Here is a 14,557-nt window from a genome sequence, read left to right as displayed (position 1 = left end):
GCCCCTCACTCCGAGGCCAGCCGCCGCAGGACACCGGTGGCGTCGGCGACGATCGTCTCGATGAGGTCGCCGACCGCGGGCAGGTCGTCGAGCAGGCCGACGACCTGCCCGGACGCCAGCACGCCGGCGCTCCGGTCGCCCTCGACCAGCCCGGCGCGCAGCAGCATCGGCGTGTTGGCGGCCATCAGGACCTGTGACCACGTCCGGTCGCCGCCGCGTTTCATCCGCAACCCTTCGGTGGCCAGCGAGCGCCACGACAGCCCGGTCAGCTTCCGGAACTTCGCGGCGTTGCGGGCGGCCCTGGCGAGGCCGCTCACCGGACCGGCGGACTCGAGCGCATCGACCAGTTCCGTCCGCAGGACGCGATGCGGCATCCCGTCCACCTTGCGGGTGACGACAGTGCCGTTGAGGTCACGGGCGAGGTAAGCCTGCTTGATCTCGTCGGGAACGGTGCTTTCCCTCGTCAGGAGGAACCGGGTGCCCATGGCGACCCCGGCCGCCCCGTAGGCGAGCGCGGCGGCCAGCCCCCGGCCGTCGAAGAAGCCGCCCGCCGCGACCACCGGGATGTCGACGGCGTCCAGCACCGAGGGCAGCAGCAGCGTCGTCGCGACCCCGCCGGTGTGCCCACCGCCCTCGCCGCCCTGCACGATGACGGCGTCGGCACCCCAGCCCGCGACCTTCTCCGCGTGCCTGGCCGCACCGACCGAAGGGACGACGAGGACGCCGTTGTCCTTGAGCCGCGCGATCATGTCCTTCTTCGGCGCGAGCGCGAAGGACGCGACGCGGACTTCCTCGGTGATGAGCAGCTCGACCCGGCGCGCGGCGTCCTCGGCGTCCGCGCGGAGGTTGACCCCGAACGGCCGCGACGTGCGGCTCTTGACCTCCTTGATCGCCGCCGCCAGCTCGTCGTAGGTCATCGTCGCCGACGCGAGGATGCCGAGACCGCCCGCTTCCGCCGTCGCGGACACCAGCCGTGGTCCGGCGACCCAGCCCATCCCGGTCTGCACGATCGGGTGCCGGATCCCGGCCAGTTCGGTCAGCGCGGTCCTCACGACGGAACTTCTTTGTCTCGCAAGGACTTCGGGTCCAGGCTGGCCCGGATCAGGAGCAGTTCGGACTCGGTCGGCAGCCGGGTCTCCGTGACGCCGTCGGTGATCAGCGGGAACGACGTCGCCTCGACGACCTCGTCCACGGAAACCCCCGGATGCACGGAAAGCAGCCTCGGCGCGTGGTCTTCGCCGCCGAAGTCCAGGACGCCGAGGTTGGTGACGACCCGGTGGACGTCGTGATGCCGCAAACCCGCTTCGCGTGCCCTGGCGTAGCCGACGCCGGACACGACGTCGACCTGATCGACGAAGACTCGCTTGCTGTGCCGGGGAACCCAGTAGCTCGTGCGGTGGTTGGCCGTGTTGCCCGGTCCGCCCCGCACGCCGAGAAGCTGTTTCTTGGGCCGGGAATGCTCGCCGATCGCCGAGATGTTCTGATTGCCCTCGCCGTCGATCTGGTTGGCGCCCATCACCACATGCCGCTTTCCGCGCGGCACCACGGTGTCGAGGACCTTGCGGAACGGCTGCCAGCCTTCGACGACGGCGTCCGGGGTCATCAGACAGGCCTCGCCGTCGGACAGCAGGATGTCCGGCTCGAAGGTCAGCCTGGCGAGCCGGGCGCCCAGCGACGGGATGAAACCCATGGGGCTCACCACGATCTCGCCGTCGCCGCGGAACAATTCGGCACAGGCCACGACGGCCACTTCGGCACGGCTGATGTCACTCACGCGGACTCCCCGAATTCGGCGACGGCCTTCTGATACCGCGTTTCGTCCCCGGACAGGAACCTGTCGACGAATTTCGGCCACGCGTCGAGATCTTTGGCCGCTTCGGTGTAATGGCGCTGGAATCGTTCGTCGCGTCCGTAGTCCGGGACGGCGGTGGTGAAGTGCGCGCCGTTCGGCGTTTCGGCCACGCCGGTGACGAGCATCCGGCTCAGCAGCAGGCTCTGCACCGGCGCCGTTTCGGTGAGCTCGGCCGTCTCCACGATCTTTTCCGTGGACACGTAGCACTTGTCGGCGGCGAGCGCGAACAATTCGTCGAAGTAAGGATCCGGTCCGAGATACTGCGCGTTGCCCCGGGCGTCCGCGCGGTTGAGGTGGACGAAGGCCGCGTCGAGCTTGAGAGCGGGCACGGCCAGCAGCTCTTCGGCGTCGTCGTACGGCGAGCGGACGGTGCGCAACGACGGGTTCAGGTCCATGACGCCGGAGCCGAGCCCCGCCCGCGTCGGCAGGAACGGAAGTCGTTGCGCGGCAGCGGAAAGCCCGGTGCCGAACACGCCTTCGTCGTACTCCGTGACGGTGATCGACCCGGATTCCCGCGCCCGGGAGAACCACGGGTCGTAGGGGATCGAGTCCAGCGTGACGAAGCCGAAGACGAGATGCTTGATCTTGCCCGCCGACGCCAGCAGCCCGACGTCCGGACCACCGTAGGAGACCACGGTGAGGTCCTTGACCGGCGAGCGCAGGATCGCGCGCACCAGCGCCATGGGTTTGCGCCGCGAGCCCCAGCCGCCGATCCCGATCGTCATGCCGTCCTTCAGCTCGGCGACGATCTCGTCCGGGGTCATCCGCTTGTCGGCCATCAGTTCCCCTTACCGTCCAAGAATTCCTGACGTGCGCCGTCCGAGACGCCCGCCAGGTTGAGTTCGAAGGTGAATCCCTGTTCGAAGCGGTAGCTGCGGTGCACGGGCTGGACGTCGATGCCGTTGATGGCCTGTTTCGCGGCGCGGATCACGCGGGTGTCCTTCGCCGCGATCTGCCGCGCGACGCCGAGCGCGGTCTCGTGGAGTTCCTCTCGCGGGACGACGGCGTAGACCGAACCGTGGTGGTGCAACTGCTCCGCCGTGATCGTCGAAGCCGTGTAGTACAAGGCCCGCATCAGATGCTGGGGGACCAGCCGCGCGAGATGGGTCGCCGCGCCCAGCGCGCCGCGATCGACCTCGGGAAGCCCGAAGGTCGCGTCGTCACTGGCGACCACCACGTCCGCGTTGCCGACCAGGCCGACCCCGCCGCCGAGACAGAAGCCCCGCACCTCGGCGATCACCGGGACCGCGCAGTCGTACACGGCGGAGAACGCGGCCGCGCAGCCCTCGTTCGCGCCGATCAGCGCGCCGTACCCCGGATCGCGCTGGATCTCCTTGATGTCGACCCCGGCGTTGAACCCGCGGCCCTCCGCGCGCAGCACCACCACGTGGGTCGACCGATCGCGTCCGGCGTCGGTGACGGCGGAGGCGAGGGCGAACCATCCCTTCACGCTCAGCGCGTTCACCGGGGGCGCGTCGACCGTGACCACGGCGATGCCGGGCTCCGGTGAGTGGGTGGAAACGGTCATCGTGCACCCTCCGCAGCTACCAAACCTAGCACTTGCTTGGTACGTTAGCAGGACGTCCGGCCCGGGTACAGCGACCGTGAAGGAGGCCCGGTATGGCACTCGAACTCCGGCTCGACGGCGCCGTGGTGCTGGTGACCGGTGGGGTACGCGGCGTCGGCGCCGGTGTCACCAGGACTTTTCTGCGCGCCGGCGCCGAAGTCGTCACCTGCGCCCGCACCGAACCCGAGCGGCCGGTGCGCGCCGACGGCAGGGCGTCGACGTTCATTTCCTGTGACGTCCGCGACCCGGGAGAGGTCGACGCGCTCATCGAGGAGGTCGTCCGTCGTCATGGCAGGCTCGACGTCGTGGTCAACAACGCGGGCGGCGCGCCGTACGCCGAGGCGGCGAACGCGTCGCCGCGGTTCCACGAAAAGATCGTCGCGCTGAACCTGCTGGCGCCGTTGACCGTCGCCCGTGCGGCGAACGCGATCATGCAACGCCAGGAAAGCGGTGGCGTCATCGTGAACATCAGCAGCGTCAGCGCGACGAGACCGTCGCCGGGGACTGCGTCCTACGGTGCGGCGAAAGCGGGCCTGGACAACCTGACCGCGTCGCTCGCCGTCGAGTGGGCGCCGAAGGTGCGGGTCAACGGTCTCGACGTCGGCATGGTGCGGACGGAACACTCGCATCTGCACTACGGCGACGAGGCCGGGATCGCGGCCGTGGGCGCGACCGTCCCGTTAGGACGGTTGGCGGATCCGGACGAGATCGGTTCCTGCGCGGTGTTTCTGGCGTCCCCGCTGGCTTCCTATGTCAGCGGTGCCTGTCTGACCGTGCACGGCGGGGGAGAGGTGCCCGCCTTCCTCGCCGCTTCCAATTCCCTGGTGAAAGAACGAAAGGAGCCGGTGTGAACGGGATCGCCGACGGCCGGATCGTCGTGGTGACCGGAGCCGGTCGCGGCATCGGACGGGCGCACGCGCTCGCGTTCGCCGCGGAGGGCGCGCGAGTGGTGGTGAACGACCTCGGCGCCGGGATCGACGGCAGCGGCGGCTCGGCGGGACCCGCGCAGGACGTCGTCGACGAGATCGAGGCGCTCGGCGGCAAGGCGGTGGCGAACACCGACGACATCGCCTCGTGGGACGGCGCCGCGGCCTTGGTGCGGACGGCCGTCGAAACCTTCGGCGGGCTCGACGTCCTGGTCAACAACGCGGGCTTCCTGCGCGACCGGATGCTGGTCAACCTCGGCGAGGACGAATGGGACGCGGTCATCCGCGTCCACCTGAAGGGCCATTTCGCGCCGACGCGGCATGCCGCCGGGTACTGGCGAGCCGAGGCGAAGGCGGGCCGGACGCGGGCCGCGCGGGTGATCAACACCAGTTCGGGGGCAGGTTTGCTCGGCAGTGTCGGACAGGGGAACTACGCGGCCGCGAAGTCCGGCATCCTGGGGCTCACGCTGGTCGCGGCCACCGAGTTCGCGCGCTACGGCGTCACCGTGAACGCGATCGCCCCGGCCGCCCGGACCCGGATGACCGAAGTGGCGTTCGCCGACGACATGGCCGCGCCGGAGGCCGGTTTCGACGCCATGGCACCGGAAAACGTGTCGCCGCTGGTGGTATGGCTCGGCAGCGAGGAGTCGTCCGCGGTCACCGGCCGGGTGTTCGAGGTCGACGGCGGACGCGTCTCGATCGCGCAGGGCTGGCGGCACGGCACGGTGCGGGACAAGGGTTCCCGATGGTCACCGGCCGAACTCGGCCCCGTCGTGGCGGAACTGCTGGCCGAGGCTCCGGTGCCTGAACCCGTTTACGGGGCTTAGGTTTTCGGGGGTTGAAGGGCGCTTTCACCGCATGCGATGCGGGGAAAGTCCCCTTCAGCTCAGGCGTCCCGCGTCAGGTCCCGGACCTCGGGAAGCCGCTGGAACCCACCTGATTCGTAGGTCGCGACGGCGGCGACATTGGAACTCGGCGTGTTCACACCCGCGCTCGACGAGCCGAGCTCCTGGAGCGCGGCCGCCGCGGCGACGGTGAGCGCCCTGCCGTAGCCGTGCCCGCGATGGTCCCGGTGCACACCCATCGGCTCCAGCACGCCGGGCTTCCCCGGACCGGCCGACCACACGGCCACCGCCGCGACGGCTTCACCCTGCCCGTCGTACCCGACCAGGCACCGGGCATCGGTGTACGGCGCTCCGGCCGTCATCGCGTGCCACTTCCCGGCGGTGAACGTCGACCCGTCGAACGACGCCCGGATCACGCCGGCCCACACGTGTCCCTTGTCCGGTCCGATCGTCTCGATCCGAAGGTCCGGGGCCTTCACCGGTTCGGTGAGATCGCGGCGCAGCGGTGTCCACGGTTCGTCGGTGCGCCAGCCGTGCCCGGGCAGCAGATCCTGGATCAGAGCGTCCTCCGGCGCCTCGACGGACACCTTCCCCGACGGCAGCACACCACGTTCCGGCGCGATCACGTCTTCGGTCAGCCGCCGCGCCAGGTCCTCGTCGTGACGGACGTCCGGCGCGGTCGTGAGCCGCAGGAGATCGGCTCCGTCCAAGAGCCCGATGGCGAGAATCCGCCCGTCCCGGCGCCAGATCCGGACCGCCGCGGCTGTCGCCTCCGTCCCCGAGCGCTGGAACCAGCCGAGGTCACCGGGATGCAGCTGCCACGCCACGCCCTCGGATTGCCACTCCCGCAGCGCGTCCACGGCCTCGTCCAGTCCGTCGGTCCCCGGCTTCTCCAAGCTGATCACCATGTCGTGATCACACACCACGCCGAGACCGGTCGCATCCGGTTTTCGGCGCGGCAAGATGGGGGAGTGAAGTCACTTCAGCGCCGTCTCTGGGAAGCGGTCGAGCCGCTGCACGCCGTCGTCTACTTCGCCCCGGAAACGGCGGCCGCGGCCAAGGCGGCAGGCCTGCCGAGCTGGTGGATGGGCTATTTCGCCGGCCGGGTCGCGCCGCTCGGGCCGCTGCCGGAACCACCCGCGACCGCGATGCTCTTCGGATTCGCCCCGAGGATGGTCGCGCGATTCCTGCCCGACGCGTGGAAACACGCCGAACCGGCGGTCGTGCTCCAGAGCCGGATGGACGCCGTCGAGGAAGTCCTGAACCGGATCCTGCCCGCCGATCCGTCCCTCGGGCGACTCGCCGATCTGCTCGAACAGGCCGTCACCGGCTGCGACTACGCGGCCAGGCCACTCGCCGCGGCCTGGTCCTCGGTCACCAGGCCAGCCACGGTGGTCGGCAGGGTCTGGCTCGCGGCGACGGTCCTGCGCGAGCATCGCGGGGACGGTCATGTGCTCTCCGCCGTCGCGGCGGGGCTGCGCGGGCTCGACACCACGCTGACCCACATCGGCAGCGGGGCGGTCACCCGCGAGGTCATCCAGATCAACCGCGGCTGGTCCGACGGCGAGTGGGACGAGAGCGTCGCGCGGTTGACCGAACGGGGCGTCCTCGACGGCGACCTGAAGCTCACCGACCCGGGAATCGCGCTGCGCCAACGGATCGAGGACGAGACCGACCGGCTCGCCGCCGGCCCGCTCGAAGCACTGGGGGCGGACGGGGCCGCCGAGCTGGTGCGGACAGCCGTCCCGTTGAGCCGCCGGATCTTCGACACCGGGGCGATCCCGCTGCCGAACCCGATGGGGGCGCCGCGGCCCTGACCGCTCGAAACTGTCGTACCCCGGTGAAACGCTGTTCGGCATGGCGACGTGGCAGCAGTTCAGTGAAGAGGCACCCGCGCTGGCGGAGAAGATCAAAGAGCGGTTCACCGCCGCGAAGTCGCATGTGCTGGCGACCGTCCGGCGGGACGGTTCGCCCCGGGTCAGTGGCAGTGAGGTCGATTTCCGTGAGCAGGACCTGCTGATCGGTTCGATGATCGGCGCGATGAAGGCGAAGGACCTGCGGCATGACGGCAGGTTCGCGATCCACGCCGCCTCGGCGATCGACGAGGGCGGCGCGGACGCGAAGGTGTCGGGAAAGGCCGTCGAGATCACCGATCCGGCGGAGGTCGCCCGCCTGCAGGGCGACGACGGGGAGGCTCACGTCTTCCGGCTCGACCTCACCGAGGCGGTGCTGACCTGGGTCGAGGGCAACACCATCTATTTCGACTTCTGGAAGGAGGGGCAGGGAAGCAAACGGCTCGCCAGGCCGGACAACGGGCCGGTGGTCGAGGTCGCCTAGGGCCAGGCGCGAAAGGCAAGGCAAAGGTAGGTGGCGTGTCGTGGTCGGGTCAGTGCCTTTGTGTGACGACTTTGTGCGACACCGGGACGATGATGTCGACTGTGTGGAAATAGGGACAGTGAACGTCCCTATTTCCACACATCTCTCACCCTGAGTGACATCTCACGCGCTCGCGGGCCGCGTCGACCTGACGCCTTGCCTCATCCCAAGAAATACCGAAGCGCGACTCACGACCAGCCGGCCCGGATCGGCCGGACGTGGTGCTCGGGTCGTGTACCCGTGGCGGCCTAGATCCGTTCGATGATCGTGCCGGTGGAAAGCGCGCCGCCGGCGCACATCGTCACCAGCGCGGTACTCGCGTCACGGCGTTCCAGTTCGTGCAACGCCGTGGTCAGCAGCCGGGCGCCGGTGCTGCCGACGGGATGCCCGAGCGCGATCGCGCCACCGTTCACGTTGACCTTGTCCTCGTCGGGCCGGTGCACCCGTTGCCACGACAACACGACCGAAGCGAACGCCTCGTTGACTTCGAAGAGGTCGAGGTCGCCGATCGTCATCCCCGCCTTGGCCAGGACGCGCTCGGTCGCCTGCACGGGGCCGTCGAGGTGGTAGTACGGCTCCGCGCCGACCAACGCCTGCGAGACGATCCGCGCTCGCGGCTCGAGGCCCAGTGCCTTGGCCCGGTCCGAGTCCATCAGGAGGAGCGCGGACGCGCCGTCGGAGATCTGCGACGACGTCCCGGCCGTGTGCACGCCGCCTTCGAGGACGGGTTTGAGCTTGGCGAGGCCTTCGACGGTCGTCTCGCGGAGTCCTTGGTCGCGGGACACCAGCCGTGTCTCGCCGGTCGGCGTGCCGTCCTCGCCGAGCACGGGTGCCTTCACCGCGACGACCTCGCGGTCGAAGTGTCCCGCCGCCCACGCGGCGGCGGCCTTGGCCTGCGACGCCGTCCCGAACCGGTCGACGTCGTGGCGGGTGATCCCGCGGCGTTCCGCGATCCGCTCGGCCGCGCCGTACTGGTTCGGCATGTCGATCGACCACGTCTGAGGCCGTGGCGTGCCGATGCCCTCGCCGCGGTTCGCGCCCAGCGGGACCCGGCTCATCGCCTCGACACCGCAGGAGACGCCGGCGTCGATCGCGCCGGCCGCGATGAGCCCGGCGATCAGATGTGTCGCCTGCTGCGCCGAGCCGCACTGGGCGTCGATGGTGGTCGCGCCTGTGGTCTCGGGGAGTCCGGCGTGCAGCCACGCCGTGCGCGTGATGTTGCCCGCCTGCTCGCCGGCCTGGGTCACGGCGCCGCCGATCGCCTGTTCGACCAGCGCGGGATCCAGCGTCGCGCGTTCGAGCAGGGCGCGCTGCGCCGCGCCGAGGATCTCGGCGGCGTGCAGCCCCGCCAGCTGGCCCCTGCGCTTGCCGATAGGGGTGCGGACCGCCTCGACGATCACCGGACTACCCACGTTCGCCTCCTGGGAACACCGTTCACTACCCAGAAAAGTAGAACACGTTCTTAATTTGAGCAAGCCGCCCCTGGGTCGGCCGGATTTCGATCACTGGTCGCCGTTCCTGCTCGTTGCCAGGCCGGCCTGATCCTCGCCGGTTGAGTTAACGGGTTTCACCGGAAACTCTTCACTTGGTAAACGCCGTATGCTTCAATCGGGTCTAGAACGTGTTTCATTGGCGAACCGCGTAGGAGGTAGCCCGTGGCCGCTCCCCTGATCCCCGCCGGTTTCGATTTCACCGATCCGGATCTGTACGCCACCAGACTGCCTCTGGCGGAGTTCGCCGAACTCCGCCGCACGGCACCGGTCTGGTGGAATCCGCAGCCGCACAACACCGCGGGCTTCCGCGATGACGGCTACTGGGTGGTCAGCCGGCTCGATGACGTCAAGGCGGTGTCGAGGGACAGCGAGCTGTTCTCCTCCCGGGAGAAGACCGCGATTATCCGGTTCGACGAGAACATGACCGACGACAGCCTCGAAGCCAACCGTCTGGTCCTGCTCAACATGGACGCCCCACAGCACACGAAGCTGCGGCGGATCGTGTCGAAGGGCTTCACGCCGAGGTCGATCGCGAAGCTCGAAGACACCTTGCGCGATCGCGCGGAGCGGATCGTCAGCGAGGCCAAGAAGAAGGGCTCCGGCGATTTCGTCGTCGACGTCGCGTGTGAACTTCCCTTGCAGGCCATCGCCGAACTGATCGGCATCCCGCAGGAGGACCGGCTCAAGGTCTTCGACTGGTCCAACCAGATGGTCGCCTACGACGATCCCGAGTACGAGGTCGAACCGCTCGCCGCGTCCGCGGAGATCGTCGGCTACGCCTGGAACATGGCCGAAGAGCGGCGCAGGTGCCCGATGGACGACATCGTCACGAAGCTGGTGCAGGCCGATGTCGACGGTGAATCGCTGGCGTCGGACGAGTTCGGCTTCTTCGTCATCCTGCTCGCCGTCGCCGGCAACGAGACCACGCGCAACGCGATCACCCACGGAATGAAGGCGTTCCTCGACCACCCCGATCAATGGGAGCTGTACAAGAAGGAGCGGCCGAAGACCGCGCCGGACGAGATCGTCCGCTGGGCCACCCCGGTGGTCGCCTTCCAGCGCACCGCGACCCGGGACACCGAACTCGGCGGGCAGCACATCCGCAAGGGCGACCGGGTCGGGATGTTCTACAGCTCCGCGAACTTCGACCCGGACCACTTCGACGAGCCGGAGAAGTTCGACATCCTCCGCGAGGACAACCCGCACGTCGGCTTCGGCGGCACGGGTTCGCACTACTGCATCGGCGCCAATCTCGCCCGGCTGGAGATCGATCTGATCTTCAACGCCATCGCCGACGTCATGCCGGACATCGCCGAGGTCTCCCCGCCCGAACGGCTCAGGTCGAGCTGGCTCAACGGGATCAAGCACTACCAGGTCCGCTACGCCTGATCGGCCTGGCGCGACGCCGTGGGGCACCATGGGGCCATGGGTCCCCACGTGCAGGTCGACGTCGAAATGTCCTTCCGGGTCACGAAACCCGGCCCCGCCGCGTTCGTGATCGCGCTCGCGGGCGGGGCCGACCGGGAGGAGTTCGCCTATCCCGCGCCACCGCGCCAGGTGGCGTTCGAACACGGGACCCGGGCCCAGGTCCTCGACCTGCCGTCCGGAGAACACGTCGTGCGGTACCGGGCCGGACGCGCGCTCGACACCGCCGACGCCGAGCGTGTCCGTATGGCCGACGTCATCCGCTACACCAGGCCCAGCCGGTACTGCCCCTCGGACCGGATGGGCGGGCTCGCGCTGGCCCGCTTCGGTGGCTTGCCCGACGCGCGCGCCCAGGTGGAGGCGATCGTCCGGCACGTGGGCGAGCACCTGTCCTATGTGGTCGGTTCGGGTTCGCCGACCGATGACGCCGTCGACACCTACCTCGCCGGGGAGGGGGTTTGCCGCGACTACGCGCACGTCTGCATCTCGCTGTGCCGCGTGCTCGACATCCCCGCCCGGTTCGCCGCGGTCTACGCGCCCGGACTGTCCCCAATGGACTTCCACGCCGTGTTCGAGGCCGCGATCGACGGCCGCTGGTACGTGTTCGACGCCACCGGCCTCGCGCCGAGACAGAGCCTGAGCCGGATCGCGACCGGGCGGGACGCCGCCGACACCGCGTTCCTCTCCACCCTCGGCTGTGAGCTGGACTTCCTCGGCAACACCGTGCTGGCGACCGCGGGCCCGTCGCTGCCGGAGGACGACGGCTCGGAGCTGATCGCGCTCGCCTGATGCGTGTTGCCCACGAGCCGTGACCTCGCTGAGGTAGACATGGGCGTGTGAGGGAGAAGCAAGCACCGACGAAATGGCAGCGGCTGCGTGCCCGCCACCGCTGGCTGGATCACGTGGCGCGGGCGGTGAACCGCTATATCGAGTACGGCGGTTACCACTACGTCGCGTCGATCACCTATTTCAGCCTGTTCTCGCTGGTGCCCATCCTCATGGTCGCGGTTTCGGTGGCCGGCTTCGTGCTGGCGAGCCAGCCGCAGCTGCTCGAGTCGATGCTGAACGCGATCACCGGCACCCTGCCCGGTGGGCTCGGTGACAAGGCGGGGGAGTTGCTCACCGGATTCGTGGAGCAGCGCACCAGCGTCGGGCTCATCGGTCTGATCATCGGGCTGTACTCCGGCTGGAACTGGATGAACTCACTCCGCGACGCGCTCACCGCGCTGTGGGGCCAGAACCGGTCGGATCTCCCGCTGCTGCGCACGGTCGCCGCGGACCTGCTCGCGCTTCTCGGCCTCGCGAGCGCGCTGCTGGTCTCCTTCGCGATCACCATTTCCGGGTCCGCGCTCGGCCGGTACCTGCTGGGACTGGCCGGGGTGGACGACACCGCCTGGGGGCACAACGTGCTGTCGGCGATCTCGATTCCCTTGGCGCTGCTGGCCAACTGGCTCGTGTTCCTCTGGGTGCTCACCAGGCTGCCGCGGAAACCGGTCGGGGTCCGCAGCGCGATGCGCGGCGCGGTCGCGCTGGCACTGGGCTTCGAACTGCTCAAGCAGGCCGGGGGGATCTACCTGCGCTTGATCGGGAACTCGCCGACCGGGGTCGCGTTCGGCTCCATCATCGGTCTGATCTTCTTCATCTCACTGGTGGCCCGGATGCTCGTGTTCGTCACGGCCTGGACGGCGACCGCGCGCGACGCCCCGCCGGATCCGGTCCGGCCGCCCCCTCCCGTCATGGTCCGGCCGGTGGTGGCCGTCCCCGATCGGCATTGTCTCAAGCCGGTCCTGGTGGGCGCGGTGACCGGGGTGGTGGCGACACTGACCGCGCAACGCCTGCGCCCGCGACGCCGCCCCTAGCTAGGCTTGGCCGACCCCACTACCCACATCGAGAAGAACTGCGAACCACCGCCGTACGCGTGCCCGAGCGCGATCCGCGCTCCGTCGACCTGGTAGTCCCCGGCCCGGCCCATCACCTGCTTGGCCGCTTCGGAGAAGCGGAGCATCCCGGAAGCCCCGATCGGGTTCGACGAGAGCACGCCGCCCGAAGGGTTGACCGGCAGGCGTCCGCCGAGCGCGGTTTCGCCGGCTTCGGTGAGCTTCCAGCCCTGGCATTCGTCGGTGAACCCCAGGTTCTCCAGCCACATCGGCTCGAACCACGAGAACGGCACGTAGATCTCCGCGGCGTCCACTTCGGACAGTGGGTCGGTGATGCCCGCGTCCCGCCACAGCGCGGCCGCGGCGTCCCGTCCGGCCTGGGGATTGACCTGGTCGCGTCCGGCGAACGTGGTCGGTTCGGTGCGCATCGCGGTCGCGTGGATCCACGCCGCGCCACCGGGAACGGCGTCGCCCGACGCCTCGTCCCCGATCACCATCGCGCACGCGCCGTCCGAGGACGGGCACGTCTCGTCGTAGCGGATCGGATCCCACAGCATCTGCGATGCCCGCACCGACTCGACCGTGATGTCGGACTGCCGCAGGTGGGCGTACGGATTGAGGGCACCGTTGCGGCGATCCTTGGCCGCGACGATCGCGCCGACGTGGTCGGGCGCGCCGGACCGCCGGATGTAGGAACGCACGTGTGGTGCGAAGTAACCGCCCGCCCCCGCACCCACCGGCATCTGGAACGGCGGCAGGATCGACAGACCCCACATCGCGTTCGACTCGGACTGCTTCTCGAAGGCCACGGTCAGCACCCGTTCGTGTATCCCGGCCTGCACCAGCGAGGCGGCCACGAGCGCGGTCGAACCGCCGACCGAGCCCGCGGTGTGCACGCGCAGCAACGGTTTCCCGGTCGCGCCGAGCGAGTCGGCGAGGAACAGTTCGGGCATCATCACGCCCTCGAACAGATCCGGCGCCTTGCCGAGGACGACGGCGTCGATGTCGTCCCAGCCGGTCCGCGCGTCGAGCATGGCCCGGTCGATGGCCTCCCGGAGCAGTCCGGGCATGGACACGTCGGTCCGCTTGGCCTTGTGGTGGGTCTGGCCGGTTCCCAGCACGGCCGCGAGGTGCTTCACGAGAGGACCTCCAAGGTCGCGACCAGGTTCTGCTGGAGGACGGGGCCGCTGGTCGCGTGGGCGAGTGTCTTGCGCGCGCTGCCGTCGAGGATGCGGTTCGCCGCCTCGCCGATCCGCGCCAGCCCCGCCGAGAACATCGGGTTACCGGTCAGGACGCCGCCGGAGGGGTTGATCCGCACCTGGTCGCCGAGGCGCAGCGCGTCACGCAGGATCAGTTCCTGATGGGTGAACGGCGCGTGCAGTTCCGCGACCTCGACGCCGTCGAGGTCGAGCGCCCGCCCGGCGGCCGCTGTCGACGGTGACTTGGTGAGGTCGCGGACACCGAGCGCGGGAGAGTCGACCCGGTGCTCGATCCCGGTGATCACCGCGGGACTGTCGACGAGGTCCGCCGCCCGCTCGGCCGACGCGAGCACGAGCACGGCGGCGCCATCGGTGATGGGGGCGATGTCGTGGGCCCGCAAGGGATCCGCGAAGTACGGGGCGTCCAGGAGGTCGGCGACCTCGACCGGTCCGGAGATCTGCGCGGCGGGATTGCCCACGGCGTCGGCGCGGCTGCGCGCGGCGACCTCGGCGAGATCCTTTTCCGACCACAACCCGGATTCGAGCCCCAGCCTCGCCTGGATCCCGGCGACGCTCACCGAGTCCGGCCACAGCGGCGCGACGACGTAGGGGTCCATCTGCAGCGCCAGCACCCGCCGCAACTGCCCGGCGGAGGACTTGCCGAAGCCGTAGACCAGCGCGGTGTCGACCTCGCCCATCCGGATCTTGAGCCATGCCTCGTACAACGCCCAGGCTGCGTCCATCTCGACATGTGACTCGTGGATCGGCGGGAAGGCGCCGATGGCGTCGACGGCGGCGATGAACGAGAACGCGCGGCCGGCGAGGTAGTCCGAGGAACCCGAGCACCAGAACCCGATGTCCTCTTTGGACAGACCGGTCCGGTCGAAGACCTCGGCGAAGATCGGCACCAGCATTTCCACGCCATTGGTGGTGCCCGGGGTGCTGCGGACGTTGGGGGCCTGCGCGAAGCCCACGACAGCTACATCTGGCACGGTGG

The 14,557-nt window shown here is 69.5% G+C and carries 15 protein-coding genes; 7 read left to right on the top strand and 8 right to left on the bottom strand.

Annotation, left to right across the window (positions count from 1 at the left end; translation table 11 throughout):
• Window positions 1-5: 5 nt before the first annotated feature.
• Genes H074_RS29000 through H074_RS28985 form a run of 4 tightly spaced genes read right to left on the bottom strand, consistent with a single transcriptional unit; the run spans window position 6 to window position 3,380 of the window.
• Window positions 6-1,052, bottom strand: a complete 1,047-nt coding sequence (locus H074_RS29000; protein WP_007033635.1) for an NAD(P)H-dependent flavin oxidoreductase — start codon at window positions 1,050-1,052, stop codon at window positions 6-8.
• Window positions 1,049-1,774, bottom strand: a complete 726-nt coding sequence (locus H074_RS28995; protein ID WP_007033634.1) for a CoA-transferase subunit beta — start codon at window positions 1,772-1,774, stop codon at window positions 1,049-1,051. Before H074_RS28995 ends, H074_RS29000 begins: the two co-directional genes overlap by 4 nt.
• Window positions 1,771-2,631: a CoA transferase subunit A gene (locus tag H074_RS28990; RefSeq protein ID WP_007033633.1), complete on the bottom strand. Its 861-nt coding sequence runs from the start codon at window positions 2,629-2,631 to the stop codon at window positions 1,771-1,773. Before H074_RS28990 ends, H074_RS28995 begins: the two co-directional genes overlap by 4 nt.
• Complete coding sequence (locus H074_RS28985) at window positions 2,631-3,380, bottom strand: enoyl-CoA hydratase family protein (RefSeq protein WP_007033632.1); 750 nt, start codon at window positions 3,378-3,380, stop codon at window positions 2,631-2,633. Before H074_RS28985 ends, H074_RS28990 begins: the two co-directional genes overlap by 1 nt.
• A 92-nt stretch (window positions 3,381-3,472) precedes the next feature.
• On the opposite strand from H074_RS28985, the gene H074_RS28980 reads away from it, so the two are divergent.
• Window positions 3,473-4,270: an SDR family oxidoreductase gene (locus H074_RS28980; protein WP_007033631.1), complete on the top strand. Its 798-nt coding sequence runs from the start codon at window positions 3,473-3,475 to the stop codon at window positions 4,268-4,270.
• Window positions 4,267-5,172 (top strand): SDR family oxidoreductase, encoded by a 906-nt coding sequence (locus tag H074_RS28975; RefSeq protein ID WP_007033630.1) that lies wholly within the window; start codon window positions 4,267-4,269, stop codon window positions 5,170-5,172. The genes H074_RS28980 and H074_RS28975 overlap by 4 nt, the downstream gene beginning before the upstream one ends.
• A gap of 59 nt (window positions 5,173-5,231) precedes the next feature.
• Here the strand turns inward: H074_RS28975 and H074_RS28970 are convergent, their stop codons facing one another.
• Window positions 5,232-6,098: a GNAT family N-acetyltransferase gene (locus H074_RS28970; RefSeq protein ID WP_039923601.1), complete on the bottom strand. Its 867-nt coding sequence runs from the start codon at window positions 6,096-6,098 to the stop codon at window positions 5,232-5,234.
• A 63-nt stretch (window positions 6,099-6,161) separates the two neighbouring features.
• On the opposite strand from H074_RS28970, the gene H074_RS28965 reads away from it, so the two are divergent.
• Together H074_RS28965 and H074_RS28960 are read left to right on the top strand one after the other, a co-directional pair.
• On the top strand, window positions 6,162-7,007 hold the full coding sequence (locus H074_RS28965; protein ID WP_007033628.1) for an SCO6745 family protein: 846 nt from the start codon (window positions 6,162-6,164) through the stop codon (window positions 7,005-7,007).
• Between the two features lie 40 nt (window positions 7,008-7,047).
• Window positions 7,048-7,527 (top strand): pyridoxamine 5'-phosphate oxidase family protein, encoded by a 480-nt coding sequence (locus tag H074_RS28960; protein WP_007033627.1) that lies wholly within the window; start codon window positions 7,048-7,050, stop codon window positions 7,525-7,527.
• Between the two features lie 287 nt (window positions 7,528-7,814).
• Here H074_RS28960 and H074_RS28955 read toward each other — a convergent pair whose 3' ends face one another.
• Window positions 7,815-8,978: a steroid 3-ketoacyl-CoA thiolase gene (locus H074_RS28955; protein ID WP_007033626.1), complete on the bottom strand. Its 1,164-nt coding sequence runs from the start codon at window positions 8,976-8,978 to the stop codon at window positions 7,815-7,817.
• Between the two features lie 243 nt (window positions 8,979-9,221).
• On the opposite strand from H074_RS28955, the gene H074_RS28950 reads away from it, so the two are divergent.
• Genes H074_RS28950 through H074_RS28940 form a run of 3 tightly spaced genes read left to right on the top strand, consistent with a single transcriptional unit; the run spans window position 9,222 to window position 12,343 of the window.
• A complete protein-coding gene (locus H074_RS28950) occupies window positions 9,222-10,448 on the top strand; it encodes a cytochrome P450 (protein ID WP_007033625.1) in 1,227 nt (408 codons plus the stop codon).
• A gap of 36 nt (window positions 10,449-10,484) precedes the next feature.
• The gene (locus tag H074_RS28945) at window positions 10,485-11,273 is read left to right on the top strand and encodes a transglutaminase-like domain-containing protein (protein WP_007033624.1); all 789 of its coding nucleotides are present in this window, start codon (window positions 10,485-10,487) and stop codon (window positions 11,271-11,273) included.
• Between the two features lie 47 nt (window positions 11,274-11,320).
• Window positions 11,321-12,343 carry a YhjD/YihY/BrkB family envelope integrity protein gene (locus H074_RS28940; RefSeq protein WP_007033623.1) on the top strand — a complete coding sequence of 341 codons (1,023 nt, stop codon included), beginning with the start codon at window positions 11,321-11,323 and terminating at the stop codon, window positions 12,341-12,343.
• Here the strand turns inward: H074_RS28940 and H074_RS28935 are convergent.
• Together H074_RS28935 and H074_RS28930 are read right to left on the bottom strand one after the other, a co-directional pair.
• Entirely contained in the window at window positions 12,340-13,500 is a 1,161-nt protein-coding gene (locus H074_RS28935; RefSeq protein ID WP_007033622.1) for a thiolase domain-containing protein, read from the bottom strand. The two genes, H074_RS28940 and H074_RS28935, sit on opposite strands and share 4 nt — an antisense overlap.
• On the bottom strand, window positions 13,497-14,552 hold the full coding sequence (locus H074_RS28930) for a thiolase domain-containing protein (protein WP_007033621.1): 1,056 nt from the start codon (window positions 14,550-14,552) through the stop codon (window positions 13,497-13,499). The genes H074_RS28935 and H074_RS28930 overlap by 4 nt, the downstream gene beginning before the upstream one ends.
• Window positions 14,553-14,557 lie beyond the last annotated feature (5 nt).

Origin of the sequence: Amycolatopsis decaplanina DSM 44594 (genome assembly GCF_000342005.1) — a bacterium.
GTDB lineage: Bacteria > Actinomycetota > Actinomycetes > Mycobacteriales > Pseudonocardiaceae > Amycolatopsis > Amycolatopsis decaplanina.
This window is presented reverse-complemented; position numbering and strand designations above follow the sequence as displayed.